Below are 25,397 nucleotides of genomic sequence, written 5' to 3'. Positions count from 1 at the left end.
CGACCGAGCCACGGCGCGAAGAACCGGCCCTGCGTGCCGATCGGTGGTGTGCAGCGGGTGATTGCGTGCATAAGATGCCCGCCGAGCCGCAGTTCGTGATCTACGAACGGCGCGAGGTGTCGATCCCGGGAGGGTGTTCGTGAGGATCCGAGGACGAGTGGCCGGGGCCGCGCTGGCGGTGACGGCGCTGTTCGCAGTGGCGGGCTGCGGCGGGGGAGACGGGGGCGGCGGGACCGCCGCCCAGCCGAGCGGGCAGGCGCAGGGCGGCACGCTGACGGTGTTCGCCGCGGCGTCGCTGACCGGCACCTTCGGTGACCTGGAGAAGAAGTTCGAGGCCGCCAACCCCGGCACCGACGTGGTGTTCAACTTCGCCGGGTCCTCGGCCCTGGCCCAGCAGATCAACCAGGGCGCCCCGGCCGACGTGTTTGCCTCGGCCGACCAGAACAACATGACCAAGGTGACCGACGCGGGCAACGCCCAGGGGCAGCCCGAGGTCTTCGCCACCAACACCCTGCAGATCGCGGTCGCGCCGCAGAACCCGAAGCGGATCGCGTCGCTGCAGGACCTGACGAAGCCGGACCTGCGGACGGTGGTCTGCGCCCCGCAGGTGCCGTGCGGCTCGGCGACGGAGAAGGTCGAGCAGGCCGCCGGCGTGGACATCAGGCCGGTCTCGGAGGAGCAGGACGTCAAGTCGGTGCTGCAGAAGGTCACCACCGGCAACGCCGACGCCGGGCTCGTCTACCGGACCGACGTCACCGCGTCCGGCGGGCAGGCGCAGGGCGTCGACATCCCGCAGGCGTCGCAGGCGGTCAACCAGTACCCGAGCGTCGTCCTGAAGAACACGAGGAATGCCGAGCTGGCGCAGAAGTGGGTGCAGTTCGTGAACGGCGACGAGGGTCGTCAGGTCCTCGGGGCGGCCGGCTTCGGCGCCCCGTGACCCCGGGTCAGGGCGCGGGGACCGACACCCGTCCCACGAGCCCGGGGTAGGAGTCCGCCAGCGCCTGGGAGAACAGGTCGACGTCGTGCCCGCCTCCGGGCACGATCACCAGCCGGTTCTCCACACCGGCCCGGGTCGCCACCGCCGACAGGGTGCGTGCGGCGGCGGCCGGGTCGGTGTCGATGTCACCCGCCTCGAACCAGCCGGCGATCCCGGGGGCGCGGTTCGCGGCCAGCAGCGTCGCCGGGTCGTGCGAGGCGAACGCGGCCTGCGACCCGCCGAACAGCTCGGCGACGGTGTCCGGGACCCCGCCGTTGGAGTCCCCGACCCGCGGGCCGAGCAGCCCGGCGTAGTCGCCGAACGTGGCGAAGACCGTGGGGTGGCGCAGCGCCAGCATCACCGCGCAGCTGCCGCCCTCGGACAACCCCGCCACCGCCCACGCCGGTCCCGGTGGCCGGGTCCCGAACAGCCAGCTCACCACCCGTGGCACGTCGCGGGTCAGGTAGGTCTCGACCTTCGCGGTCGGGGTGTCGACGCACTCGGAGTCCGCGGTGTAGGTGCCGTTGACGTCGGGCATCACCAGGATCGGCGCGACCCCGTGGTGCTGGGCGGCCCAGGCATCGGCGACGTCGGCGGCGCCCCCGGAGTCCACCCAGTCCACCGGACGTCCGGGGGTCCCGTGCAGCAGCACGATCACCGGCAGCTGTGGCCGGGGTCGCCGGTACCAGGCGGGCGGCACCCACACGACCGCGGGCCGGGCCGCGAAGTGCGACGCCGTCCCCGGGATCGGGACCTCCACGACCTGACCGGTCGCCGGGACCTTCCGGCTCAGCAGCAGCTGCGCGACCCCGATCCCCTCGGCCGGTCCGGTCCCGGCCACGTCACCGACGGTCCGGAGGTAGGGGCCGGGCGGTAACCGACCGCCCTCAGCGCGGCGCGCCGTGCCAGCGCCACCGGACGGGGGCGGGCACACTGCGCCACGACGCCCGGCCGGTGTGGTGGAGCAGCGCCCCGGCCGGGTCGTCGCCCGCGTCGACGCCGGGCCACAGCCGGGCGAGCACGTCCCGGCACGGCTCCGGGGGCAGCGTCCACCCCGGGGCGGTCGTGCGGGTGATGTCGTGGGTGTGCACCAGGACCTCGACGACGCCCATCGCCGCGAACCCGGCCGCGTCCGCGTCGCCGAACGGGTGCCAGCCGCGCACCCCCGGCGGTGCGGTCCGGACGGCCGCGGCGAGCATCGCCCCGCCCGTCGCGACGACCTGCAGCAGCCCGGCGGTGCCGACGCCCTCGGGCACCACGACCTCGAACGGCGGGTAGTCGTCGGGGAGGGCGAGCGCCACCTGTGCCGCGTAGCCGAACAGGTCGTCCGCGACGTGCACCGCGGTGTCCCGGCACGACCACCCCAGCGGCCCGGCCGGGGCGGACCAGCCGTCGTCGGGAACCGGCTCCAGGGCCCGGACCAGGACCGCCACCGCGTCCTCGACGTCCTCCGCGCGCATCGGTGCAGCGTGCCCTGCGGGCGGCCGCACGGGCCAGCGCATTAGGATCCCGCGGTGGCCCACGAGGACGAACGTATCGCACTGCTGCTCGACTATGAGAACCTCGCGATCGGCGCCCGCGACGGGCTCGGGGTCGTGCCGTTCGACTTCGGCCCGGTGGCCGACGCGCTCGCCGAGCGCGGGCGGGTCGTGGTCCGCCGTGCCTACGCCGACTGGTCCTCCTTCGACGAGGACCGCCGCCTGATGGCCCGCGCCCAGGTCGAGCTCATCGAGATCCCGCAGCGGATCGGCGGCTCCCGCAAGAACGCGGCGGACATCAAGCTCGCCGTCGACGCGATAGAGCTCGCCTACGAGCGGGGGTTCATCACCACCTTCGCCATCGGCACCGGCGACTCCGACTTCACCCCGCTCATGCACAAGCTGCGTGAGCTGGACAAGCGCGTCATCGGGATCGGCGTGCAGTCCTCGACCTCGGCGCTGCTGCCGCCCGCCTGCGACGAGTTCCTGTTCTACGACCGGCTCCCCGGTGTCGAGCCGACCCAGGCGCCCGCGCCGCCGCGTCGTCGCCGGGGAGCCCCCGCCCCGTACCGGCTCCGGCCGCGGGACCGGTCCCGACGCCCGCCCCGGTCGCGACCCCGGAACCGGAACCGGTCCCGGTCGTCCCGCCGGACCCGTTCGACGTCACCTTCTCCGACGGCAGCGACGACACCGCCACCACCGGGGCCGAGGAGCGCGACCTCGCGGGCCTCGTCGTCAGCACCCTCGGCGGGCTGACCCGCCAGGCCGACGGTCCGGTCCTGGCGTCCCGGCTCAAGCGCGCGATCCTGCGCAAGGACCCGACCTTCGACGAGTCCGACCACGGGTTCCGCGGCTTCGGCGAGCTGCTGCGCCACCTGCAGGACCGCGGCGCGGTCACGCTGACCACCGGTGCGGCGCAGGGCGACCCCGAGGTGGCGCTGCCCGACGACCCGGACGCCGACCACGACGCGTTCGCGCTGCTCGTCGACGTGGTGCGGGAGATCGCCGCGGCCGGGGACCCGCCGCAGCTGTCCGGGCTGAAGAACCAGCTCCGGAGGCGGGTGCCGGACTTCTCCGAGAAGCGCTACGGCTTCGGCAGCTTCCTGTCCTTCGCCAAGGCGGCCCGCGCCCGGGACCTCATCGAGATGGAGTGGAGCGACGACACCGGCGACTACGTGCTGCGCCCGACGTCCTGACCACACACGACGGTGCCCCCGCCGACGAGGTCGGCGGGGGCACCGTCGTGGTACGGCGGGGACTCAGCGGCCGGTGGCCTTGCGGGTCCCGCGCTGGAACAGCTTGCCCGCGCGCGCGGTGACCGCACCGGTCACGCCGAACGCGGTGGCGACCGCCCCGGCGGCGACGCGGCTGGTGAACCGGATCGGGTTCAGCGGCTTGTAGACGCGCAGGGCGAAGTCGTCGAGCTTCGCGGCGGCACGCTCGCCGTTCTCGTACAGCATGCGGGCCAGGCGGGCCCCCGAGTCGTCGAGGTCCTCCTCGACGCGGGCGCTCACCCGAGCGGCCCGGTCCGCGGTGCGCACCGCGGACCGGGCGCCCTGGTCGGCGACGGCCTTGACGGTCCCGGCGGACCGCTCCGCGGACGCCCGGGCCTCGCCGGCGACCTGCTTGCCGGTCCGCTCGGCGGTGCCGGCGAGCTTCCCACCGGTGGCCTTGGCCGCCCGGGCCGCGGCCTTGCCGGCGTTCTTCGGGGTCTTGCCGTTCGTGGTGACCTTGCGCGCCTCGGCGGCCACCGTGTCGGCGCCCTCCTTGACGGCGTCGGCGGCCTTCGAGACGCCGTCACCGGTCTCGCCGGCGACCTTCTTGGCGGTCGTCCGGGTGTCGGAGCCGATCGAGTCGGCGGCCTTCCCGATCGAGTCGGCGGCCTTCGACGTGGTGTCCTTGACCGCGGTGGCGGTGGCGCCCGCGGCGGCCTTCGTGGCGGTGCCGGCGTCGGCGTCGGGCTCGATGGAGCGGCGCTCGCGCACCGAGCCGTCGGTACCGTGGACGACGAGGTTGCCGCCGCCGTCGTTGGCGATGATCTCCACCGCCCGGGTGATGGCCTCGGCCTGGGTGCTCGTACGGGCACTCGGGCGTCGGGCGTCTTCCTTCTCGACGGTCCAGCCGTCGTCGACCGGCTTGACGTGGCGGTCGGCCATGGCGGGTTCCTCCCCTGTACGGGACTGACTGGGCGAACCGGGGTATCCGGAACGGTCTTCTCCCGTTGGGCATGCCCGACGATCGCTGAGCGTAAACGCAGGTCAGCGATGCGTGGCGAGCGTCTCGTTCCGTCGCGTGACCGCGATCACGGCAGCCAGGGCGCCGAGGACGAGGGGCGTGACGACGAGTACCCCGCCGTGCAGGACGAAGGCCTGGGTGAGCGCCGCACCGATCATCAGCAGGACGAGCCCGGCGGCGGCCGGGGCGGCGAGGCGCGGGATGCACAGCCCGATCCCGCCGGCCAGCTCGAGGAAGGCGACGACGTAGCGCAGCCACTGGCCGAGGCCGATCCCGTCGAAGATCGCGACGGCGAACGGGTCGCCCCAGAACTTCGGCAGGGCAGAGGCCAGGACGAAGAACAGTCCGAGCAGGATCTGGAGCACCCACAGTGCGCGGTGCGCGGCGACCGGTATGCGGCGTGTGGGGGAGGGGGTGGTCATGGTGCCTCCGCGAGCACGGCCCCGGTGATTCCGGGGCGCTCACCGCTTATGACCGGCGGGCCCCGGCGATCTCATCGGTCGCGCGGGCGGGGACTACACCACCGGGCATCGGGCCCGCGGCGCGTGGCCGCGGTACCCGATGACCCGATGGTGCCCGGCATCGACAGGGGCTCCCGGTTCTGCAGATGCCGGTCACGGGGTTCAACGCCCGACCTGCCGTCGGGTTGTGGGTGCAGTGGCTCTTGTCTTGCCCGCCACCGTGAGCGGCGCCGCGCCCGCGACGGGCGGGAGCAGCTCACGGTGGGCGTCCGATGAGGAGCAGTGCGTCACGACCGCCGGTAGAAGACCGGCGACGGACGGAGTGACGCAGGCCATACTGGTCGCATGCGTGATGAGCGGTGGCGGGTCGAGGTCGGTACGGAGAACGCGGCGTGGCTGGCGACGGAGTGCCGCACCGCGTTGCTGGCCCGGGAGTACCGGCCGGTCGACGTCGGCGACGGCGTCGTCGAGTTCGACCGGCTCGCGCTCGGCGCGATCCGCGAGCTCGGCGAGGAGGAGGACGGCTACATCTCCGACGACGCCGAGGGCGTGCGGATCTGGATCGGCGACGACGCCTTCGAGCTGATCCGCATGGACTGACCGGACGGACACCCGGGCACACACCCGGACACATGCGAGGGGCCCGGCCGGTGCGGCCGGGCCCCTCGGGCCGCGTACGACGTCAGGCGATCTGCCGGTCACCCGGGTCGATCGGGCGGGGCAGGACGGAGCGGCCGGTGAGCCACTCGTCCACACCCGCCGCCGCGGAGCGGCCCTCGGCGATGGCCCACACGATCAGCGACTGGCCGCGGCCGATGTCACCGGCGACGAACACGCCGTCGACCGAGGACATGTAGCGCTCGTCGCGGGCGACGTTGCCGCGCTCGTCGAGGTCGACCTGGAGGTCGTTCAGCAGGGCGCCCTTCTCCGGGCCGACGAAGCCCATCGCGAGCAGCACCAGCTGCGCCGGGAGCTCCCGCTCGGTGCCCTCGATGGGCTCGAAGCCGGACTCCCCGCGCTTCACCTCGACGATCCGGATGCCGGCGAGCGTGCCGTCGGCGTCCTTCACGAACTCGGTCGTGTTGACCGAGAACAGCCGCTCGCCGCCCTCCTCGTGGGCCGAGGAGACGCGGTAGACCATGGGGTAGGTCGGCCACGGCATGTTCTCGGTGCGGTGCTCCGGCGGGGTCGGCATGATCTCCAGCTGGGTCACCGAGCGCGCACCCTGACGGTGCGAGGTACCCAGGCAGTCGGCGCCGGTGTCACCGCCGCCGATGATCACGACGTCCTTGCCCTCGGCGGAGATGGGCGGTGCGTCGAGGTCGCCCTGTTGCACGTGGTTGGCCCACGGCAGGAACTCCATCGCCTGGTAGACGCCCTCGGCGTCGCGGCCCTCGGCGGGCAGGTCGCGCCACGCCGTCGCGCCGCCGGCGAGGACGACCGCGTCGAAGTCGGCGCGCAGCTGCTCGACGGTGATGTCGGTGCCGACGTCGACCGAGGCCCGGAAGTGGGTGCCCTCGGCGACCATCTGCTCCAGGCGCCGGTCCAGGCGCGCCTTCTCCATCTTGAACTCGGGGATGCCGTAGCGCAGCAGCCCGCCGATGCGGTCGGCCCGCTCGAACACGACGACGTCGTGCCCGACCCGGGTCAGCTGCTGGGCGGCGGCCAGCCCGGCCGGCCCGGACCCGACGACGGCGACCTTCTTCCCGGTGTTCACCTCCGGGACCATCGGGGGCACCCAGCCCTCGTCCCACGCCTTGTCGATGATCTCGATCTCGACCTGCTTGATCGTGACCGCGTCGTCGTTGATGGCGAGCACGCACGCCGCCTCGCACGGGGCGGGGCACAGCGTCCCGGTGAACTCCGGGAAGTTGTTCGTGGCGTGCAGCCGCTCGATCGCCTCGCGCCAGTCCCGGCGGTAGACCAGGTCGTTCCACTCGGGGATGAGGTTCCCCAGCGGACAGCCCTGGTGACAGAACGGGATGCCGCAGTTCATGCAGCGCCCGGCCTGCTTCTCGAGGGTCTGCTTCGGGAAGTCCTCGTAGACCTCGCGCCAGTCCATCAGCCGCAGGTCCACCGGCCGCCGGGTCGGCGTCTGCCGGGGAGTGGTCATGAAGCCCTTGGGGTCACCCATGAGCAGCCTCCATGATCGCCTGGTTGACATCGCGGCCCTCGCGCTCGGCGTTCTCCGTCGCGAGCAGCACGCGCTTGTAGTCCTTGGGCATGACCTTGCCGAACTGCTCGACCGCGTTGTCCCAGTCGGTGAGCAGCGCGTGCGCCACCGCGGAGCCGGTCTCGGCGTGGTGCCGCTCGACGAGGTCGTGCACGATCGACCGGTCCTCGTCCGCGAGCGGGTCGAGGTCGACCATCTCCGGGTTGACCCGGTTGCGGTCGACGTCGAGCAGGTAGGCGACGCCACCGGACATGCCGGCGGCGAAGTTCCGCCCGGTCCGCCCGAGGACGACGACCCGGCCACCGGTCATGTACTCGCAGCCGTGGTCACCGACGCCCTCGACGACGGCCACCGCACCCGAGTTCCGGACGCAGAACCGCTCGCCGACGACACCGCGGATGAACATCTCGCCCGAGGTCGCGCCGTAGCCGATCACGTTGCCGGCGGTGACGTTCTCCTCGGCGGGGAACGGCGACGACGGGTCCGGCCGCAGGGTCAGCCGGCCACCGGACAGCCCCTTGCCGAAGTAGTCGTTCGTGTCGCCGACCAGCCGCAGCGTGATGCCCTTGGGCACGAATGCACCGAAGCTCTGGCCGGCCGAGCCGGTCAGCGTGATGTCGATCGTGTCGTCGGGCAGGCCCTTGCCGCCGTGTGCCCGGGTCAGCTCGGACCCGAGCATCGTGCCGACGGTGCGGTTGACGTTGCGCACCGGCAGGTCCAGCCGGACCCGGTCGCCGTTGCGCAGCGCGCCCTCGGCCAGCTGGATCATGGTGTTGTCCAGCGCCTTGTCCAGGCCGTGGTCCTGCTCGCGGGTCCGCTTGCGCGGCGCGTCGTCCGGCACGTCGGCGATCCGGAAGATCGGCGAGAGGTCCAGGTGCTTGGACTTCCAGTGCTGGGCCGCGGTGTCGACGTCGAGCACGTCGGCCCGGCCGATCGCCTCGTCGAGCGAGCGGAAGCCCAGCTCGGCGAGGATCTCGCGGACCTCCTGCGCCACGAACCGCATGAAGTTCACGACGTACTCGGCCTTGCCGTTGAACTTCTTGCGCAGCTCCGGGTTCTGCGTCGCGACGCCCACCGGACAGGTGTCGAGGTGACAGACGCGCATCATGATGCAGCCCGACACGACCAGCGGGGCGGTCGCGAAGCCGTACTCCTCGGCGCCGAGCAGCGCCGCGATGACGACGTCACGGCCGGTCTTGAGCTGGCCGTCGGCCTGCACCGTGATCCGGTCGCGCAGCCCGTTGGCCATCAGCGTCTGCTGGGTCTCGGCCAGGCCGAGCTCCCAGGGGCCGCCGGCGTGCTTGATCGAGGACAGCGGCGAGGCGCCGGTGCCGCCGTCGTGGCCCGAGATGAGCACGACGTCGGAGTGCGCCTTGGACACACCGGCCGCCACGGTCCCGACGCCGACCTGGGACACCAGCTTCACGTGGATGCGGGCGCGCGGGTTGGCGTTCTTCAGGTCGTGGATGAGCTGCTTGATGTCCTCGATCGAGTAGATGTCGTGGTGCGGCGGCGGCGAGATGAGGCCGACGCCCGGCGTCGAGTACCGGGTGGTCGCGATCCACGGGTAGACCTTGCTGCCGGGCAGCTGACCGCCCTCACCGGGCTTGGCGCCCTGGGCGATCTTGATCTGGATGTCGTCGGCGTTGACCAGGTACTCGGAGGTGACGCCGAACCGGCCGGACGCCGCCTGCTTGACCGCACTGCGCCGCGAGTCGCCGTTGGGGTCCGGGGTGAAGCGGTCCGGGTCCTCGCCGCCCTCACCGGTGTTGGACCGGCTGCCGATGCGGTTCATCGCGATCGCCAGGGTCTCGTGCATCTCCTGGGAGATCGAGCCGTAGGAGATCGCGCCGGTCGCGAACCGGGTCATGATCGACTCGATCGACTCGACCTCGTCGATCGACACGGGCTCGCGCCCGTCCGTGAAGCGGAACAGCCCGCGCAGCGTCATCAGCCGCTTCGCCTGGTCGTCGACGGCCTTCGTGTACTCCTTGAAGACCTCGTACTTCCCGGCCCGGGTGGAGTGCTGCAGCTTGAAGACGGTCTGCGGGTTGAACAGGTGCAGCTCGCCCTCGCGGCGCCACTGGTACTCGCCGCCGACCGGCAGCGCCCGGTGCGAGGCACGGACGTCGTCGGCGGGGTAGGCACGCCGGTGGTGGGCCAGGACCTCCTCGGCGAGGACGTCGAAGCCGACGCCGCCGATCCGCGACGCGGTGCCGCGGAAGGCCGCGTCGACGACCTCGGAGCCCAGGCCGACGGCCTCGAAGATCTGCGCACCGGTGTAGGACGCGACCGTCGAGACGCCCATCTTCGACATTGTCTTGCGGACACCCTTGCCGAGCGCCTTGACCAGGTTCTTCGCCGCGGTCGGGCCGTCGACGCCGGGGATGTCGCCGCGCTCGGCGAGGTCCCCGACCGTGGCCATCGCCAGGTACGGGTTCACCGCGGAGGCGCCGTAGCCCAGCAGCAGCGCGATGTGGTGGACCTCGCGGGCGTCCGCGGACTCCACGACCAGCCCGACCCGGGTGCGCGAGCGCTCCCGGACCAGGTGGTGGTGCACGGTGCCGGTGAGCAGCAGCGACGGGATCGGCGCGTGCTCGGCGTCCACCCCGCGCTGGGACAGCACGATCAGGCGGGCCCCGTTCTCGATCGCGCGGGACACCTCCTGCTTGATCTCGGCCAGCCGCGAGAGCATGCCCTTGCCGCCGTCGCGGGCGGTGAAGGTGCCGCGGACGACGTGCGAGGCGAAGCCGGGGAACTCCCCGTCGTCGTTGATGTGGACGATCTTCGCCAGGTCGTCGTTGGTCAGCACCGGGAACGGCACGACGATGGTCCGGCAGTGCGCCGGCGTCGCGTCGAGCAGGTTCTGCTCCGGCCCGAGCTGGCTGAACAGCGAGGTGACGAGCTCCTCGCGGATCGCGTCCAGCGGCGGGTTGGTGACCTGGGCGAACAGCTGGATGAAGTAGTCGTAGAGCTGGCGCGGGCGCTCGGCGATCGCGGCGAGCGGCGCGTCGTTGCCCATCGAGCCGATCGGCTCGGCCCCGGACACCGCCATCGGGCGGAGCAGGACGTTGAGTTCCTCCTCGGTGTAGCCGAGGGCCTGCTGGCGCAGGTTGAGCGTCTCGTGGGTCGGGGTCTCGCGGGTACGGGCGGGCAGCTCGTCGAGCCGGATCAGGCCGGCGTGCAGCCAGTCGGCGTACGGGTGCTCGGCCGCCAGCGCGCCCTTCACCTCGTCGTCGTCGACGATCTTGCCGAGCTCGGTGTCGATGAGGAACATGCGGCCCGGCTCGAGGCGGCCCTTGCGGACGACCTTGTCGGGCGCGACGTCCAGCACGCCGACCTCGGAGGCGAGCACGACCAGGCCGTCCTCGGTGACCCAGTAGCGGGCCGGGCGCAGGCCGTTGCGGTCGAGGACCGCGCCGATCCGCGTGCCGTCGGTGAACGCCACCAGGGCCGGTCCGTCCCACGGCTCCATCAGCGTGGAGTGGTACTCGTAGAACGCCCGCCGGGCGGGGTCCAGCTCGGTGTTGTGCTCCCAGGCCTCCGGGATCATCATCAGCACCGCGTGCGGCAGGCTGCGCCCGGACAGGTGCAGCAGCTCCAGGACCTCGTCGAAGGTGGCCGAGTCCGACGCGTCCGGGGTGACGATCGGGGTCAGCCGCGACAGGTCGCCGGGCAGGTTCGCGGACTCCAGCAGCGACTCGCGGGCCGCCATCCAGTTCCGGTTGCCGCGCAGCGTGTTGATCTCGCCGTTGTGCGCCACGTAGCGGAACGGGTGCGCCAGCGGCCACGCCGGGAACGTGTTCGTCGAGAAGCGCGAGTGCACGATCGCCAGCGCGGAGGTCACGCGCTCGTCGTTCAGGTCGGGGTAGAACGCCGCGACCTGCGGCTCGGCGAGCATGCCCTTGTAGATGACGGTGCGCGGCGACAGCGACGGGAAGTAGGTCTCGGTGTCGTGCTCGACCCGCTTCCGGAAGCAGAACGCGCGGCGCTCCAGGTCGATGCCGGCGGGCGCGCTCTCCGGGGCGTCCCCGGTCAGCTCCACGCCACCGACGAACAGCTGCCGGAAGCCCGGCATGGCGTTCCGGGCGATGGAGCCCAGGTCCGCGGCGTCGGGGTCGGTCGGGAGCTCGCGCCACCCGAGGACCGTGAGGTCCTCCTCGGCGGCGAGCGCGTCGATCCGCTCGATCGCCGCGGCGGCCTCGGCCTCGTCACGCGGCAGCATCGCGATGCCGGTGGCGTAGGCGCCCTCCGCGGGCAGGTCGAAGTCGGTGACCTCGCGGTAGAACGCGTCCGGGACCTGGATCAGGATCCCGGCACCGTCACCGGTGTTGTACTCGGCGCCACGTGCACCGCGGTGCTCCAGTCGCAGCAGGGCCTCGATGGCCTTCTGCACGATGGCGTGGCTGCGCTTGCCGGTGACGTCGGCCAACATGGCCACACCGCAGGCGTCGTGCTCGTGATCGGCGGCGTAGAGCCCACCGGGCGAGGGGCGACGCGTCTGGTCACTGATCGCGGCCAACTGCTCCTCCTGTCGTCTCGGTGCACCTGGAGCCACCCGCATCGGACGACCAGGACAGGCAAGCTCGCTGCGGTCCGAAAAGGGTTCTCAGAGTACAGCGCGCAGCCCGAGTGGGACGTGCGACGAGGGCCGTTCAGGTGCACCGTGCCGCCGGGTGGGTGACCGGCGGACGGAATCTTCCTCCGGGCACGCCGAGCGGCCGGGCGCTGACTTCCAGTACCCGGCCGTTCCTGCGGCACGGTTCGACCGCACACCCCGGCGAGTCCGGTCTGGCGAGTGCACAGAGTCGCACGTCGCAACCGTGGTGCGCTACTGAGAGCGGCCCACCTGTCCCGTGATGTGGATCGCTGACCATGCGAGCAGGTCAACGTTGCCGTCCCGTGTCCGGACGGTGAGCCGAGCGTGACCATCCGTCGGGAAGTGCCGTCTACTGCATGGGATCGCCGTGCGGGAGCGGGTCGTTACGCACCGCTTCCCGGGAGCCGGGGAGACTGAGCGCGATGAACGCGTCGCCGCACACTCCCGCCGCCGGGCCGCCGCCGTCCTCACCCGACCGGGTGTCCGACGAACGGGTCGCCGCGGTGCTCGCCGATGTCGCCACGATCGGTCCCTGGTTCGCGGTGGCGACGCCCGCCGCGTCCGGCACCGTCCGGTGGGACGCGCTCTACGCCGCGCCCGTGGCCGGCGGCCCGGACCCGCTCGGCCGGCGGATCGACGAGGTCACCACCGCACTCGGCGGGGACCGGCGGGTCGGGGCGTCGGTCGCGGTGATGGGGCTCGCGGCGCGGATCGTGTCCATGCCCTTCGCGGCCGTGGCCCTGCACGGTGTCCTCCCGTCGCTCGGGGAGCTGCGCCGGGACGCGGGCGCAGCCGACCCGTGGGCGGCCGCCCTGCCCGCCGGGACCACCGGCGTCGCCACCCCGGACGTCGCCGTCGACCCGGTGGGTGCCGCGGACCTGCTCGCCCGGGAGCTCGCCGCCGCCCATCTGGAGCCGCTCTACGCCGCCGTCGCCGTCCGCGCCGCGGTGTCGCCGCGGGTGCTGCGCGGCAACGTGGTGTCCGCGATCGGCGGGGCGGCGCGGGTCATGGAGGCCGTGCGGCGCCCGGACCGGCGTCGGTACCTGGCCCTGCTCGACGCGCTCGTCGACCACCCGGTGCTGCGCGGACCGTTGCCCTCGGGGGCGACCGGGCGCCTGCTCCGTCTCGACGACACCGACCCGGACACCGAGTGGGCGTTCCGGCGCCGCTCCTGCTGCCTCTACGTCCGCGCCCCCGGCGGCGGGACCTGCGGCGACTGCGTGCTCGCCGGCCGCGCCTGACCGGGCCGGGCGCCCCGGACCTCTGCGGGTCAGGCCGGCAGCGCGATGTCGGCGACGGTGACCCGCACCCGGGCGTCGAGGCCGCACACCGTCGCGACCTCCTCGGCCACCTCCCGGCGCACCCGTTCGGCCAGCTCGGCGCAGTTCGTGCCGAACCGCACGCCCACCGCCACCCGGATCTCGGCCTCGTGCCCGTGCACCGACGCGACCAGGCCCTGCACCCGCAGCTCCTCGGGCACCGGGTCGCGGGGCAGCCAGTCCGCGGCCAGTCCCAGCAGGGTGTGCGCGACGTCGCCCATCAGCGCCACGACCCCCGGGACCCGCCGGACCCGTCGTGCCGCCACCCGCGCGACGGCCAGATCGGAGACGGACACAGTCGTCGGCCCACTCATGCCGGCTCCTCCCACAGGTCCTCGACGAGGATGTCCACCCCGGCGATCGGCACGCCGAGCGTGCGGTCCCCGGCCGAGATCATCATCTGCCGGACGCGGGCGGTGACCGACGAGAGGTCGACGCCGAACCGCGCGACGACCGTCACCCGCACCCACACCGCGGGCGGGCCGTCCGCGGAACCGTCCGGGTCGCGGAGCTGCTCGATCCGGCAGCGGCGGGCCCGCAGCCCGTCCATCGTGTCCACGACGTGGCGCAGCGCCGCCTCGGCGGTCGGCCTGCCGAGCCACGCGTCCGGGCCGAGGGTGAGCAGCTCGTGCGGGCGCAGGTCCGCGACGACCGCGCCCATCAACTGTTCCAGCACCGACGGCGGCGGCCGGAGCGGCTCGGCCGCCATCCTCGCCACGAGCCTGCCGAGCCGGTCGTGGTCGGCGCGTGCGCGCACGCAGTGCGGACAGGTCAGCTCGTGCTCGTCGAGCACGCCCTCCTCCGCGTGGTCCCAGACGTCGGCGGCGTCCCGGCCGCAGGCCAGCGGCTCGCCCCGGTCCGCCCCGGTCCTCCCTACCGCCATGCCCGCATCCTCTCCGCCAGTCCTCCGCGTGCCCGGTGGATCCGGCCGCGGACGGCGGTCTCGCCCGCCCCCGTGATCTGGGAGATCTCGCTGTAGCCCAGCCCCTCCAGCTCCCTCAGCACCCACGCCGTGCGCTGATCCTCCGGCAGCGACGCGATCGCCCGCGACAGTGCCGCCATCTCCGCGTCGACCTCGGCGGCCCGCTCCGGAGTGGGGGAGCGGTCGTCGGCCGGCGCGCCCGGACCGTCGTCGGTCGGGAGCGGGTCGCTCCGTCGCCGCCGCCGGACCAGTGCGGTGCAGCGGTGTGTGACGATCCGGTACATCCAGGTGGAGAAGGCCGCCTCGCCGCGGAAGGTGCCGATCCGCCGCCAGGCGTCGATGAGCGCGTCCTGCAGGGCGTCCTCGGCGTCGGTGGCGTCGCCGAGGACCCGGACCGCGACCCGGAACAGGGCGTTCTGGTGGCGGCGGGCCAGCTCCTCGAACGCGCCGACGTCGCCGTCCTGGGCCCGGACGACCAGCGTGGTCTCGTCCAGCTCGGCCCGCGACGGCACCCGTGCCGGCTGTGCCGACGGCACGTCCGGGCTCGTGGGCCGGGCGGCCGGTGGGCCGCTGACCTGCGCGTTCGCCATGGACGGCCCCGTCGGGTTTGAGCGGTGGAAGGTGGGGGTAGCCCCACTCGTCGAGGACGGTAGCGACCGGTGGGCACCCCCGCCCGCCGGACACGCGACCGGGAAGCAGGTGAGTTCCGTGGGTCTCGGAGACAAGATCAGCAACAAGGCCGAGGAGCTGGGTGGCAAGGCCAAGGAGGCCACCGGCGAGGCGACCGACGACAAGGACCTGCAGGCCGAGGGCAAGGCCGACCAGGCCACCGGCAACCTGAAGCAGGCCGGCGAGAAGCTCAAGGACACCTTCAAGAGCTGACCCGCGCACCACGACGGCGGCGGCACCCCACAGCGGGGTGCCGCCGCCGTCGTCTGTCGCTAAGGTCCGGCCCCGTGACCGACCCCGCCGCAGGACCCGGCCCGCAGGCCGTCGCGGACGCCGTGCTGGCCCACCCCTCGGTGCTGCGCCTCGACGGCGGCCCGTTCGGCGCGATCGCGTCGTACCTGCCCGGGCACCGGATCCAGGGCGTGCGGCTGGCCGACCCGGTCGAGATCGCCGTCCTCCTCCGGCTGGGCAGGCCCTTCGCGGAGGTCGCCGACGAGGTCGCCGACCGGGTCCGCGCCGTCCTCGGTGACGACACCCTGGCCGTGGACGTGACCGTCGCCGACGTCGGTGCGGCCGGCGGTGTCGAGGGCCCCGCCGCACCGTGACCCGCGCCCGGGCCGTCGCACGGTGACCGGGCTCGCCTAGACTCGCGCGAGCCCCGCCGTCACCGGGCGCGTCCCACGCACCCGGCGGCCGGTGGCACGGGACGCCCGGCGCGAGAGCCGGGATCGTCCGGCGCCGGCGGGCGGGGCCACCGACCGGGGGCCGCGCGAGCCGCGGCCCGATGCATCACTCGTACCGCCCCAAGGAGTTCCACCGTGAAGAGCACCGTCGAGCACCTCAGCCCGACGCGCGTCCGGATCAACGTCGAGGTGCCGTTCGACGAGCTCAAGCCCGATTTCGACCGCGCGTACAAGAAGATCGCCCAGCAGGTCCGCATCCCCGGCTTCCGCCCGGGCAAGGCGCCGGCCCGCATCCTGGAGGCCCGGATCGGCCGTGGCCCGGTCCTGGACGAGGTCGTGAACGCCGCGATCCCGGTGAAGTACCAGGAGGCCGTGGTGACGTCCGACGACGTCAAGCCGATCGGCCGGCCCGACATCGAGGTCACCGAGATCGCCGACGGCGAGCGCATCGCGTTCACCGCCGAGGTCGACGTCCGCCCCGAGATCACCCTCCCCGACCTGGACGGCCTGACCGTCGAGGTCGACGAGACCGAGGTGACCGAGGACGAGGTCACCGAGCAGCTCGACCAGCTGCGCGCCCGGTTCGGCACCCTGGCCGGTGTCGACCGCCCGGCGCAGAAGGGCGACTACGTCCAGATCGACCTCTCCGCCGCCGTCGACGGCACGCCGATCGAGGAGGCCACCACCACCGGCTTCTCCTACGAGGTCGGCCAGGGCGGTCTCATCGAGGGCATCGACGAGGCCCTCGAGGGCATGTCGGCCGGCGAGGAGAAGACCTTCACCTCGAAGCTGGTCGCCGGCGAGCACGCCGACAAGGACGCGGACATCACCGTCAAGGTGACCACCGTCAAGGAGCGCAACCTCCCCGACGCCGACGACGAGTTCGCCCAGCTGGCGTCGGAGTTCGACACCCTCGACGAGCTGACCGAGAACCTGCGCGAGCGCCTGGGCCGGTCCAAGCGGATGGAGCAGGCCGCGCAGGCCCGCGACCGTCTCCTGGACAAGCTCGTCGAGGACACCGAGGTGCCGCTGCCGGAGTCGGTCGTCGCGGCCGAGGTCGAGACCCGCACCCACGACGCGGTGCACGCCTTCGACCACGACGAGGACAAGTTCGGCGAGTTCCTCTCCTCGCAGGACAAGACCCGCGAGCAGTTCGACACCGAGACGCGCGAGGAGGCCGAGAAGGCCGTCCGCTACCGCCTCGTGCTCGACACCCTGGCCGACCGCGAGGAGATCTCTGTCGGGGACCAGGAGCTCACCGAGCGGATCATGTACCAGGCCCAGCAGTACGGCATGGCCCCCGAGCAGTTCGTCCAGCAGTTCGTCCAGCAGATCCAGCAGGCCGGCCAGCTCGGCGTGATCTACCAGGACGTGCGCCGCTCCAAGGCGCTGATCACCGCCGTGCGCGCGGCGACCGTCACCCTCCCGGGTGGCGAGGTCGTCGACCTGTCCGACCTGCTCGGGCCGGACGAGGACGAGACCACCGTCGAGGAGATCCCCGCGGCCGATGTGGACGGTGCTGCCGACACCGCCGACGAGGCCGCCGACACCGCCGACACCACCGCGGAGACCACCAGCGACGAGGCCTCCGACAAGGCCTCCGACAAGGCCGACGCGAAGGCCTGACCGGCCGTCGTCACCCGGCCTCGCACGACGTGCCGTGCGCTGTCGGCGAACATCGGGCGTCGTTCCCTACGCGGGGCCCCCGCTCCGCGTAGGGTCGGCCCCGAACCGGTCCCCACCGGACCGTGAACGGGTTCGCAAGACCCGACACCGGAGAACCGAGAGCGATCCAGAGGAAGACTCCGGGACCCCTCCCGCGGCGTCCGCGCCGCGGGAGCGGGCCCGACTTCGGAAAGCAGGGTGAAGTGAGCCAGCAGGACACCGGCCCGTCCGCGGGCCGCGGCACCGGGCCGCAGATGCGGTCCGGCATCAGCGCTATGTCGCTGTCCGACTCCGTGTACGACCGCCTGCTCCAGCAGCGCATCATCGTGCTCGGTCAGCAGGTGGACGCGGAGATCTCGAACCGCATCGCGGCGCAGATGCTGCTGCTCGCGGCCGAGGACCCGGACAAGGACATCGAGCTCTACATCAACTCGCCCGGTGGCTCGGTCACCGACGGCATGGCCATCTTCGACACGATGAACCTGGTCCCGTGCGACGTGGCGACCACGGCGATGGGCATGGCCGCGTCGATGGGGCAGTTCCTGCTGTCGGCGGGCACCCCGGGCAAGCGCTCGGCGCTGCCGCACGCGCGGATCATGATGCACCAGCCGTCCGCCGGCGTCGGCGGCACGGAAGCCGACATCACCATCCAGGCGGAGCAGTTCCGCCGCACCAAGCGGGAGATGGCGGAGCTGATCGCCCAGCACACCGGTCAGTCGGTCGAGACCATCGAGCGTGACTCCGACCGCGACCGCTGGTTCTCCGCGCAGGAGGCCAAGGACTACGGCTTCGTCGACCACGTCGTCACGCACGCGGGCCGGATCGGCGAGCAGAACGGGAGCGCCCAGTGAGCACCTTCGACCCGCGCCACCCGGAGTCGATGACCGACCTGCGCGGCCCCGGCGGCTGGGCGCCGGACCCGGCCCGTTCCCGGTACGTGCTCCCGTCGTACGTGGAGCGCACCAGCTACGGGGTCAAGGAGTCGAACCCGTACAACAAGCTCTTCGAGGAGCGCATCATCTTCCTCGGTGAGCAGATCAACGACACCTCGGCGAACGACACCATGGCCCAGCTGCTGGTGCTCGAGTCGCTCGACCCGGACCGCGAGATCTCGCTGTACATCAACTCGCCGGGCGGGTCGTTCACGTCGCTGATGGCGATCTACGACACGATGCAGTTCATCCGGCCCGACATCCAGACCGTCTGCCTCGGGCAGGCGGCATCGGCCGCGGCCGTGCTGCTGTGCGCCGGCACCCCGGGCCGCCGCATGGCGGTCGAGAACGCCCGCATCCTGATCCACCAGCCGGCCACCCAGGGCGTGTACGGCCAGGTGTCGGACCTGGAGATCCAGGCGGCGGAGATCTCCCGCATCCGCAAGCGGATGGAGGAGGTCATCGCGCGGCACTCCAACCGGACCGCGGAGCAGGTGCGCGAGGACATCGACCGGGACAAGATCCTCACGGCCGAGGAGGCCAAGGACTACGGCCTGGTCGACGAGATCGTGCAGAGCCGCAAGCTGTCCGGTACCGCCGGCGGCAAGTGACACCCGGGTCACCGGCGGCCGGATCCGGCCGCCGGTGACCGCCCGGCGACCCGCCGGGGAACCGGACACCGCTTCCGGTCCCCGTGCGGGCCGCGGGCAGGTACCGTCAACCCGGCACGGGGCGACGGGCGCGACGCGAGAACGCCGGACCAGGACTGGGGATCGACACCTATGGCACGCATCGGCGACGGCGGGGACCTGCTCAAGTGCTCGTTCTGCGGGAAGAGCCAGAAGCAGGTCAAGAAGCTCATCGCCGGCCCCGGCGTCTACATCTGCGACGAGTGCATCGATCTCTGCAACGAGATCATCGAGGAGGAGCTGGCCGAGGCCGGTGAGGTCAAGCTCGACGAGCTGCCCAAGCCCACCGAGATCCACGAGTTCCTCGACCAGTACGTCGTCGGTCAGGCCACCACCAAGCGCACGCTGTCGGTGGCGGTCTACAACCACTACAAGCGCATCCAGGCCGGCGAGCGCAGCCGTGCCGCGGGCGGCGACGCCTCCGACGGCATCGAGATCGCCAAGTCGAACATCCTGATGCTCGGCCCCACCGGCTGCGGCAAGACCTACCTGGCGCAGACGCTGGCCAAGATGCTCAACGTCCCGTTCGCCATCGCCGACGCGACCGCCCTCACCGAGGCCGGCTACGTGGGCGAGGACGTCGAGAACATCCTGCTCAAGCTCATCCAGGCCGCCGACTACGACGTGAAGCGCGCCGAGACCGGCATCATCTACATCGACGAGGTCGACAAGATCGCTCGGAAGTCGGAGAACCCGTCGATCACCCGTGACGTGTCCGGCGAGGGCGTGCAGCAGGCGCTGCTGAAGATCCTCGAGGGCACCACCGCGAGCGTCCCGCCGCAGGGCGGCCGCAAGCACCCGCACCAGGAGTTCATCCAGATCGACACGACGAACGTCCTGTTCATCGTGGCCGGCGCCTTCGCCGGGCTGGAGCGGATCATCGGCGAGCGGGTCGGGCAGTCCGGCATCGGCTTCGGCGCCGACATCCGCTCGAAGAAGGATCTGGACTCCGCGGAGCGCTTCGCCGAGACCCTCCCCGAGGACCTGATCAAGTTCGGCCTGATCCCCGAGTTCATCGGCCGGCTCCCGATCGTCGCCTCGGTGACCTCGCTCGACAAGGACGCCCTGGTCAAGATTCTGACCGAGCCGCGGAACGCTCTGGTGAAGCAGTACCGCAAGCTGTTCGAGATGGACGGCGTGGAGCTGGAGTTCGCCGAGGACGCCCTCGACGCCGTGGCCGACCAGGCGATCCTGCGTGGCACCGGCGCCCGTGGCCTGCGGGCGATCATGGAGGAGGTCCTCCTCCCGGTGATGTACGACATCCCCAGCCGCGACGACGTGGCGAAGGTCGTCGTGACCGCCCAGACGGTGAAGGACAACGTCAACCCGACGATCGTCCCGCGCCAGCCGCAGCGCCGGGAGCGCCGCGACCGCTCGGCCTGAGCCGCCGCACGCACCGACCCGACGCCGGTCCCACCTGCTGGTGGGACCGGCGTTGTCGTAGCGAGACCGGCTCGGGTTGCCGCACCCTTCCGCACTACTTAGCGTTGCTCCGTCAACAGTCGACGGAGGGGCGAGATGTCCGGATTTCTCACGCGTGAGCGCATCGTCGCTCCACCCGGATGGAGCCGTTGGCTCGTCCCACCGGCGGCGCTTTCCATCCACCTGGCGATCGGCCAGGTCTACGCCTGGAGTGTCTTCAAGACCCCGCTGGCGACCGCGCTCGACCTGTCGGGCGTCGCCACGGCGCTGCCCTTCACCCTTGGCATCATCATGCTGGGGCTGTCCTCGGCGCTGTTCGGCACGAAGGTCGACAGCAACGGCCCGCGCTGGGCGATGGTCGTCGCGTCGAGCTGCTTCGTCGCCGGGTTCCTCATCTCGGGTCTCGGCCTCTACGCCGAGCAGTACTGGCTGGTCGTGCTGGGCTACGGCTTCGTCGGCGGCATCGGCCTGGGCATCGGCTACATCTCGCCGGTCTCCACGCTGATCAAGTGGTTCCCGGACCGCCCTGGCCTGTCCACCGGTCTGGCGATCATGGGCTTCGGCGGTGGCGCGCTCATCGCGACCCCGCTCACCAACTCGCTGCTGTCGGCGTTCGGCGGCTCCGGTGACGACGCCACGTCCTCGGGCATCGGGTCCACGTTCCTCACGATGGGCCTGATCTACCTGGTCTTCATGTCGGTCGGCTGGATCCTCATCCGGGTGCCCGCCGAGGGCTGGACGCCGCCGGGCTGGGACCCGTCGACGGCCAGGAAGAGCGGGATGATCTCGACCGGGAACGTCTCGGCGAACAACGCGATCCGTACGCCGCAGTTCTGGCTGCTGTGGGTGGTGCTGTGCTTCAACGTCACCGCGGGCATCGGCATCCTGGAACGGGCCTCACCGATCTTCCAGGACTTCTTCGCCGAGAACGGCGCCACGGCCACCCTCGCCGCGGCGGCCGGCGGGTTCGTCGCGATCCTGTCGCTGGCGAACTCGGCCGGGCGCATCGCCTGGTCGTCGCTGTCGGACGTGCTGGGCCGCAAGAACATGTACCGCATCTACCTGGGCGTCGGCGCGCTGCTGTACCTGCTGATCACGCTGATCCCGAACCAGTCGCGGGCGATGTTCATCGTCGCCGCGGTGCTGATCCTGTCGTTCTACGGCGCCGGTTTCGCCACCGTCCCGGCGTACCTGCGGGACCTGTTCGGCACCTACCAGGTCGGCGCGATCCACGGCCGGCTGCTGACGGCGTGGTCCACCGCGGGCGTCCTCGGCCCGCTGATCGTCAACGCGATCGCCGACGCGCGGATCGATGCCGGCGTCGAGGGCCCCGCCCGGTACACGACCGCGTTCGTCATCATGATCGTCCTGCTGGTCATCGCGTTCGTCTGCAACGAGCTGATCAAGCCGGTCGACGGGAAGTTCCACGAGCCCACGGCGGCGGCCGCCCAGGGCCCCACACAGCAGAAGGAGACCGCGTGAGCAGCGTTGCCGAGACCGGCGGGTCGTCGACCTGGGGGCCGGTGCAGTGGGTCGGCGCCGTCCTGGCCTGGTTGTGGGTCGGCGTGCCGTTCGCCTACGGGCTCTACGAGCTCGTGCTCAAGATCCCCGCGCTGTTCGGCTGAGACTTCGCCCGCCGTTCACCCGGACGGTCCGGATCGTCCTCACCCGTCCGGGTTAGAACGGCGGGCGTGGCTCTTTCCCGACGCTCCCTGTTCCGCGCCGCGGCCGCCGGTGGTCTCGCCGGCGCCGCGGCCCTCGTCCTGCCGGGGACGGGTGCCGCCGCCCCCGCGCTGGTCCGCTCCGGCCGGCCGCTGCTGACCCACGGTGTCGCGGCCGGTGACGTCCGGCCCGGCTCCGGGCTCGTCTGGACGCGGGCCGACCGGCCGTCGCGGATGGTCGTCGAGGTCGCGGGCTCGCCGGACTTCCGGCGGGCGCTGCGCATCCCCGGCCCGGTGCTGACCCCGGCCACCGACCTCACCGGGAAGCTGCGGGTCCCGGCGACGCGGGGGCGGGTGCACTATCGCGTCGTCGCCGAGCCGCTCGACGGCGGCCCCGCGAGCGCCCCGCTGACCGGCTCCTTCCGGGCGGTCCCCGGCCGCGGCGAGCCGGTGCGTATCCAGTGGTCCGGCGACGTCGTCGGGCAGGGCTGGGGCATCGACCGCGCCACCGGCGGCATGCGGATCTTCTCCGCCATGGCCGACCGCGACCCCGACCTGTTCCTGCACTCCGGCGACACCGTCTACGCCGACGGCCCGCTCACCGAGACCGTCACGCTCCCCGACGGCCGGGTGTGGCGCAACGAGATGACCGAGGCGAAGGCCAAGGTCGCCGAGACCCTCGCCGAGTTCCGCGGCCAGTTCGCCTACAACCTGCGCGACGACAACCTGCGCCGCTTCGCGGCCTCGGTCGGCCAGATCGTGCAGTGAGACGACCACGAGGTCACCAACAACTGGTACCCCGGCGAGGTCCTCACCGGTGAGGTGGGGGAGCGCTACACCGAGAAGCGGGTGGACGTGCTCGCGGCCCGCGGGTTCCGCGCGTTCCACGAGTGGCAGCCGGTCGACCCGCGCACCGCCGTCGACGGACGGGTGTACCGGCGGGTGCCGTTCGGCCCGCACGTCGAGGTGTTCGTGCTGGACATGCGCACCTACCGCAGCGCGAACTCCGCCAACACCGGCCGTGGCGAGCGGATCCTGGGACAGGCCCAGGCCCGCTGGCTCGTCGACGCGCTCGCGTCGTCCCGGGCGACCTGGAAGATCGTCGCCTCGGACATGCCGATCGGGGTGCTGGTGCCCGACGGCGACACCGCCTGGGAGGCCGTCGCCAACGGCGTGCCCGGACCGCCGAGCGGGCGCGAGTCGGAGATCGCCGGGGTGCTCGCCGGGATCCGCCGGCGGAGGGTCCGCAACGTCGTGTGGGTGACCGCGGACGTCCACTACACCGCCGCCCATCACTACGCCCCCGAGCGCGCCGCGTTCACCGACTTCGACCCGTTCTGGGAGTTCGTGTCGGGCCCGCTGCACGCCGGGGCCTTCGGTCCGAACGAGCTCGACCCGACGTTCGGCCCGCGGGCGGAGTTCGTGCGCGGACCGTCCCGGCAGGGCGCGAGCCCGCTGGAGGGGTTCCAGCACTTCGGGGAGCTCGACGTCGCCCCGGACGGCGCGACCCTGGAGGTCCACCTGCGGGACCAGACCGGCGCCTCCCTCTGGACGACCACGCTCCGCCGGACCTGACCCAGCCGCCGGGTGACCGGTGACCGGTGGTCGGCCGGTGCCGGAGGGCGGGAGGCTGGAGGGGCGAGGACGGGCCGGGGCGGTCGCCGTCGTGGCCCGGTCGCGGCAGTGCCCCGGGTCCCCGCTGCCCCCGGGGCCTGCCGCGGCCCGATGACCGGCCGCTCGTCGGTGGACGGCGCCGTACCCTGAGAGCACCGCACCCCACCCGAGGTCGCCGCACCCGTCGCGGAGGGTGCGACAGCCACGAGCGGGGTGCGCGAGGCCCCTCCGGCCGCCTCGGCGGCGCCCGGCCCCGGCGCGCCCCGACGATGCTCGCCACCCCGCAGCGCCCTCGCGGTCCGGTACTCCGCCGTGCCCCTCGGTGTCCGGTACTCCTCCGCGCCCGGCGGCCTCCGGTGCGGTTGCGGGACGGAAGCGGGTCATGCCGGAGGGGCGGCGTCCGGGTCCGTGGGCCGCCGGTCCGCGACGGCGGGTGCGGGGGCGGTGGTCGTCGCGGCCAGGACGGCCGGGGCCGTCGGGACCGCGACGGGGGTGGCCGGGGACCCGGCCGTGCGCGCACCGGTGTCGGAGGTGGTGTCCGGGTCCGTGCCGGGCGCGGCGGAGTAGGCGGCGGAGAGCCGCCGGTAGGGGCGGCTCGCCAGGGCGGCGAGGGTCAGGACCACGCCGAGGGCGCCGCAGACGACGAACACCAGGGCGATCGCACGCGCGGTGCCGGTGCCGAACCACGACCCGATCGCGGCCGCACCGGCGCCGCCGTCGCTCATGAACGGCACGACCACCAGCTCGGTGAACGGCGCCAGCAGGAACGCGGTCAGCGGCGAGGCGGCCTGCTCCACGCTCTGCGCGAACCCGAAGACCCGGCCCTGCCGCCCGTAGGGCACGACCCGCTGCAGCACGGTCTGCTCGGCGGCCTCGGCGAACGGCATGAGCAGCATGAACACCGCCATGCCCAGGGCCAGCAGAACGATCGAGGCGTGCAGCGGGAACAGCATCGTCGCGGCCCACAGCACGGTGTTGACCAGCAGCAGGGTTCGGACCGGGCGGCTGCCCAGCCCGATCCGGGCGACGAGCAGCCCGCCGACGATCACCCCGGCGGACAGCACGCCCCACAGCAGCCCCCAGGCCGCGACCGACATCATGGACAAGCCGTAGGGGTCCATCAGCGCCATGAACGCCCGCCGAGCAGGTTGTTCACGCAGGAGAACGCGATCAATGCGGGCAGCCCCGGCACGCTCGCGACGAGCCGGACGGTGCCGCGCAGGTCGAGCCCGCCCCGCTCGTCGACGGTCACGGCGACGGCCGGACCGGCCGGTGCGGGCACGGCCGGGATTCGGACCCGGGCCAGGTGCAGCAGCGACACGACGAGCACGACGAGCGCGGCGACGAGCACCGTGCGCATCCCGTCGACCGCGACCAGCAGCCCGGACGCGACCGAGGTGACCAGGAAGGACACCCCGGTCGCGGTGCCGACCAGCCCGTTGGCACGGTCCCGGACCGGGGCCGGGACGAGCAGGGTGACCAGCGTCGGCAGCGCGATGGTGCGCAGGTTCCCGGCGATCACCCCCAGCATCAGCGCGACGACCAGCGTCCACAGCAGCGGGCTCGTGGGATCGCGGAAGGCGTCGGCGGGCGCGAGCAGGAGCAGCGCCAGGCACAGCGCGTAGACCACGGCCGACACCGCCGCCGAGACCTGCATGACCGCGCGCGTGCCGAACCGGTCGACGACCCCGCCGAACGGGATGCCGGTCAGCGCCGTCGCCACCAGGAAGATCCCGGCGATGATGCCGGTCGCCGCGACCGATCCCGTCTCCAGGAACACCCAGAACGTCACGGCGAACCACACCGTGAAGTTCACGACCGACACCACCAGGGTGCTCACCAGCAGGTGTGCGAAGACCCGTTGGGTACCGTGCCGGAGGTCGAGCTGCGTCATGGTC

The 25,397-nt window shown here is 72.6% G+C and carries 24 protein-coding genes and 2 pseudogenes; 15 read left to right on the top strand and 11 right to left on the bottom strand.

Going from position 1 to position 25,397, the window contains the following annotated elements; genetic code table 11:
- Positions 1 to 157 precede the first annotated feature (157 nt).
- Positions 158 to 937, top strand: coding sequence for a molybdate ABC transporter substrate-binding protein (gene modA / locus XF36_RS17425; protein WP_238588940.1), 780 nt, complete (start codon positions 158 to 160; stop codon positions 935 to 937).
- Between the two features lie 7 nt (positions 938 to 944).
- On the opposite strand, the gene XF36_RS17420 is transcribed toward modA, so the two are convergent.
- Positions 945 to 1,817, bottom strand: a complete 873-nt coding sequence (locus tag XF36_RS17420) for an alpha/beta hydrolase (RefSeq protein ID WP_060712796.1) — start codon at positions 1,815 to 1,817, stop codon at positions 945 to 947.
- A 46-nt stretch (positions 1,818 to 1,863) separates the two neighbouring features.
- A complete protein-coding gene (locus XF36_RS17415; protein ID WP_060712795.1) occupies positions 1,864 to 2,436 on the bottom strand; it encodes a maleylpyruvate isomerase N-terminal domain-containing protein in 573 nt (190 codons plus the stop codon).
- A gap of 54 nt (positions 2,437 to 2,490) precedes the next feature.
- Between XF36_RS17415 and XF36_RS33380 the strand changes: the two genes are divergently transcribed.
- From XF36_RS33380 to XF36_RS34265, 3 genes and pseudogenes are all read left to right on the top strand, one after another.
- Positions 2,491 to 3,210, top strand: coding sequence for an NYN domain-containing protein (locus XF36_RS33380; RefSeq protein WP_238588939.1), 720 nt, complete (start codon positions 2,491 to 2,493; stop codon positions 3,208 to 3,210).
- Positions 3,207 to 3,278, top strand: a pseudogene (locus tag XF36_RS35240) (hypothetical protein); the annotation flags it as partial. The gene XF36_RS33380 and the pseudogene XF36_RS35240, both read left to right, overlap by 4 nt.
- Before the next feature lie 108 nt (positions 3,279 to 3,386).
- Entirely contained in the window at positions 3,387 to 3,650 is a 264-nt protein-coding gene (locus tag XF36_RS34265; RefSeq protein WP_238588938.1) for an OST-HTH/LOTUS domain-containing protein, read from the top strand.
- 63 nt (positions 3,651 to 3,713) lie between these two features.
- On the opposite strand, the gene XF36_RS33370 is transcribed toward XF36_RS34265, so the two are convergent.
- Both XF36_RS33370 and XF36_RS17400 read right to left on the bottom strand, forming a co-directional pair.
- Positions 3,714 to 4,610, bottom strand: coding sequence for a DUF2188 domain-containing protein (locus XF36_RS33370; protein WP_064485450.1), 897 nt, complete (start codon positions 4,608 to 4,610; stop codon positions 3,714 to 3,716).
- Positions 4,611 to 4,712: 102 nt separating this feature from the next.
- The gene (locus tag XF36_RS17400) at positions 4,713 to 5,111 is read right to left on the bottom strand and encodes a DoxX family protein (protein WP_060712794.1); all 399 of its coding nucleotides are present in this window, start codon (positions 5,109 to 5,111) and stop codon (positions 4,713 to 4,715) included.
- Between the two features lie 384 nt (positions 5,112 to 5,495).
- Here XF36_RS17400 and XF36_RS17395 point away from each other — a divergent pair, with 384 nt between their 5' ends.
- The gene (locus tag XF36_RS17395; RefSeq protein ID WP_020624140.1) at positions 5,496 to 5,750 is read left to right on the top strand and encodes a hypothetical protein; all 255 of its coding nucleotides are present in this window, start codon (positions 5,496 to 5,498) and stop codon (positions 5,748 to 5,750) included.
- Between the two features lie 82 nt (positions 5,751 to 5,832).
- Here XF36_RS17395 and XF36_RS17390 read toward each other — a convergent pair whose 3' ends face one another.
- Positions 5,833 to 7,284: a glutamate synthase subunit beta gene (locus XF36_RS17390; protein ID WP_060712793.1), complete on the bottom strand. Its 1,452-nt coding sequence runs from the start codon at positions 7,282 to 7,284 to the stop codon at positions 5,833 to 5,835.
- On the bottom strand, positions 7,277 to 11,758 hold the full coding sequence (gene gltB / locus XF36_RS17385) for a glutamate synthase large subunit (protein WP_414706249.1): 4,482 nt from the start codon (positions 11,756 to 11,758) through the stop codon (positions 7,277 to 7,279). Before gltB ends, XF36_RS17390 begins: the two co-directional genes overlap by 8 nt.
- 587 nt (positions 11,759 to 12,345) lie before the next feature.
- Here gltB and XF36_RS17380 point away from each other — a divergent pair.
- A complete protein-coding gene (locus tag XF36_RS17380) occupies positions 12,346 to 13,164 on the top strand; it encodes a (2Fe-2S)-binding protein (protein ID WP_060712792.1) in 819 nt (272 codons plus the stop codon).
- A gap of 29 nt (positions 13,165 to 13,193) precedes the next feature.
- On the opposite strand, the gene XF36_RS17375 is transcribed toward XF36_RS17380, so the two are convergent.
- From XF36_RS17375 to XF36_RS17365, 3 genes are read right to left on the bottom strand one after another with little or no spacing between them, the layout of a single operon-like run.
- A complete protein-coding gene (locus XF36_RS17375; protein ID WP_082375483.1) occupies positions 13,194 to 13,556 on the bottom strand; it encodes an Asp23/Gls24 family envelope stress response protein in 363 nt (120 codons plus the stop codon).
- Positions 13,553 to 14,125, bottom strand: coding sequence for a hypothetical protein (locus XF36_RS17370; RefSeq protein WP_060712790.1), 573 nt, complete (start codon positions 14,123 to 14,125; stop codon positions 13,553 to 13,555). The genes XF36_RS17375 and XF36_RS17370 overlap by 4 nt, the downstream gene beginning before the upstream one ends.
- Positions 14,116 to 14,754, bottom strand: coding sequence for an RNA polymerase sigma factor (locus tag XF36_RS17365; protein ID WP_082375482.1), 639 nt, complete (start codon positions 14,752 to 14,754; stop codon positions 14,116 to 14,118). The genes XF36_RS17370 and XF36_RS17365 overlap by 10 nt, the downstream gene beginning before the upstream one ends.
- A gap of 118 nt (positions 14,755 to 14,872) precedes the next feature.
- Here XF36_RS17365 and XF36_RS17360 point away from each other — a divergent pair, with 118 nt between their 5' ends.
- The 9 genes and pseudogenes from XF36_RS17360 (at position 14,873) to XF36_RS17325 (ending at position 23,460) form a co-directional block, all read left to right on the top strand.
- Positions 14,873 to 15,046, top strand: a complete 174-nt coding sequence (locus XF36_RS17360) for a CsbD family protein (protein WP_020625706.1) — start codon at positions 14,873 to 14,875, stop codon at positions 15,044 to 15,046.
- A gap of 74 nt (positions 15,047 to 15,120) precedes the next feature.
- The gene (locus XF36_RS17355; RefSeq protein WP_060712788.1) at positions 15,121 to 15,438 is read left to right on the top strand and encodes a hypothetical protein; all 318 of its coding nucleotides are present in this window, start codon (positions 15,121 to 15,123) and stop codon (positions 15,436 to 15,438) included.
- Positions 15,439 to 15,651: 213 nt separating this feature from the next.
- Entirely contained in the window at positions 15,652 to 17,142 is a 1,491-nt protein-coding gene (gene tig / locus XF36_RS17350) for a trigger factor (RefSeq protein WP_060712787.1), read from the top strand.
- A gap of 293 nt (positions 17,143 to 17,435) precedes the next feature.
- Positions 17,436 to 18,032, top strand: coding sequence for an ATP-dependent Clp protease proteolytic subunit (locus tag XF36_RS17345; protein ID WP_060714780.1), 597 nt, complete (start codon positions 17,436 to 17,438; stop codon positions 18,030 to 18,032).
- Between the two features lie 29 nt (positions 18,033 to 18,061).
- A complete protein-coding gene (locus tag XF36_RS17340; protein ID WP_051050275.1) occupies positions 18,062 to 18,724 on the top strand; it encodes an ATP-dependent Clp protease proteolytic subunit in 663 nt (220 codons plus the stop codon).
- A gap of 171 nt (positions 18,725 to 18,895) precedes the next feature.
- The gene (gene clpX / locus XF36_RS17335) at positions 18,896 to 20,185 is read left to right on the top strand and encodes an ATP-dependent Clp protease ATP-binding subunit ClpX (RefSeq protein WP_020625701.1); all 1,290 of its coding nucleotides are present in this window, start codon (positions 18,896 to 18,898) and stop codon (positions 20,183 to 20,185) included.
- A gap of 135 nt (positions 20,186 to 20,320) precedes the next feature.
- Positions 20,321 to 21,706 carry an L-lactate MFS transporter gene (locus tag XF36_RS17330; RefSeq protein WP_060712786.1) on the top strand — a complete coding sequence of 462 codons (1,386 nt, stop codon included), beginning with the start codon at positions 20,321 to 20,323 and terminating at the stop codon, positions 21,704 to 21,706.
- The gene (locus XF36_RS32525) at positions 21,703 to 21,849 is read left to right on the top strand and encodes an MFS transporter small subunit (protein WP_020625699.1); all 147 of its coding nucleotides are present in this window, start codon (positions 21,703 to 21,705) and stop codon (positions 21,847 to 21,849) included. Before XF36_RS17330 ends, XF36_RS32525 begins: the two co-directional genes overlap by 4 nt.
- A 66-nt stretch (positions 21,850 to 21,915) precedes the next feature.
- Positions 21,916 to 23,460, top strand: a pseudogene (locus tag XF36_RS17325) (alkaline phosphatase D family protein).
- A 419-nt stretch (positions 23,461 to 23,879) separates the two neighbouring features.
- Here the strand turns inward: XF36_RS17325 and XF36_RS33365 are convergent.
- Positions 23,880 to 24,629 carry a hypothetical protein gene (locus XF36_RS33365; protein WP_064485449.1) on the bottom strand — a complete coding sequence of 250 codons (750 nt, stop codon included), beginning with the start codon at positions 24,627 to 24,629 and terminating at the stop codon, positions 23,880 to 23,882.
- Positions 24,620 to 25,393 (bottom strand): MFS transporter, encoded by a 774-nt coding sequence (locus XF36_RS33360; protein ID WP_064485448.1) that lies wholly within the window; start codon positions 25,391 to 25,393, stop codon positions 24,620 to 24,622. The genes XF36_RS33365 and XF36_RS33360 overlap by 10 nt, the downstream gene beginning before the upstream one ends.
- Positions 25,394 to 25,397: the final 4 nt, after the last annotated feature.

The sequence above is a fragment of the Pseudonocardia sp. HH130629-09 genome, assembly GCF_001294645.1.
In the GTDB taxonomy this organism is placed as follows: domain Bacteria; phylum Actinomycetota; class Actinomycetes; order Mycobacteriales; family Pseudonocardiaceae; genus Pseudonocardia.
This window is presented reverse-complemented; position numbering and strand designations above follow the sequence as displayed.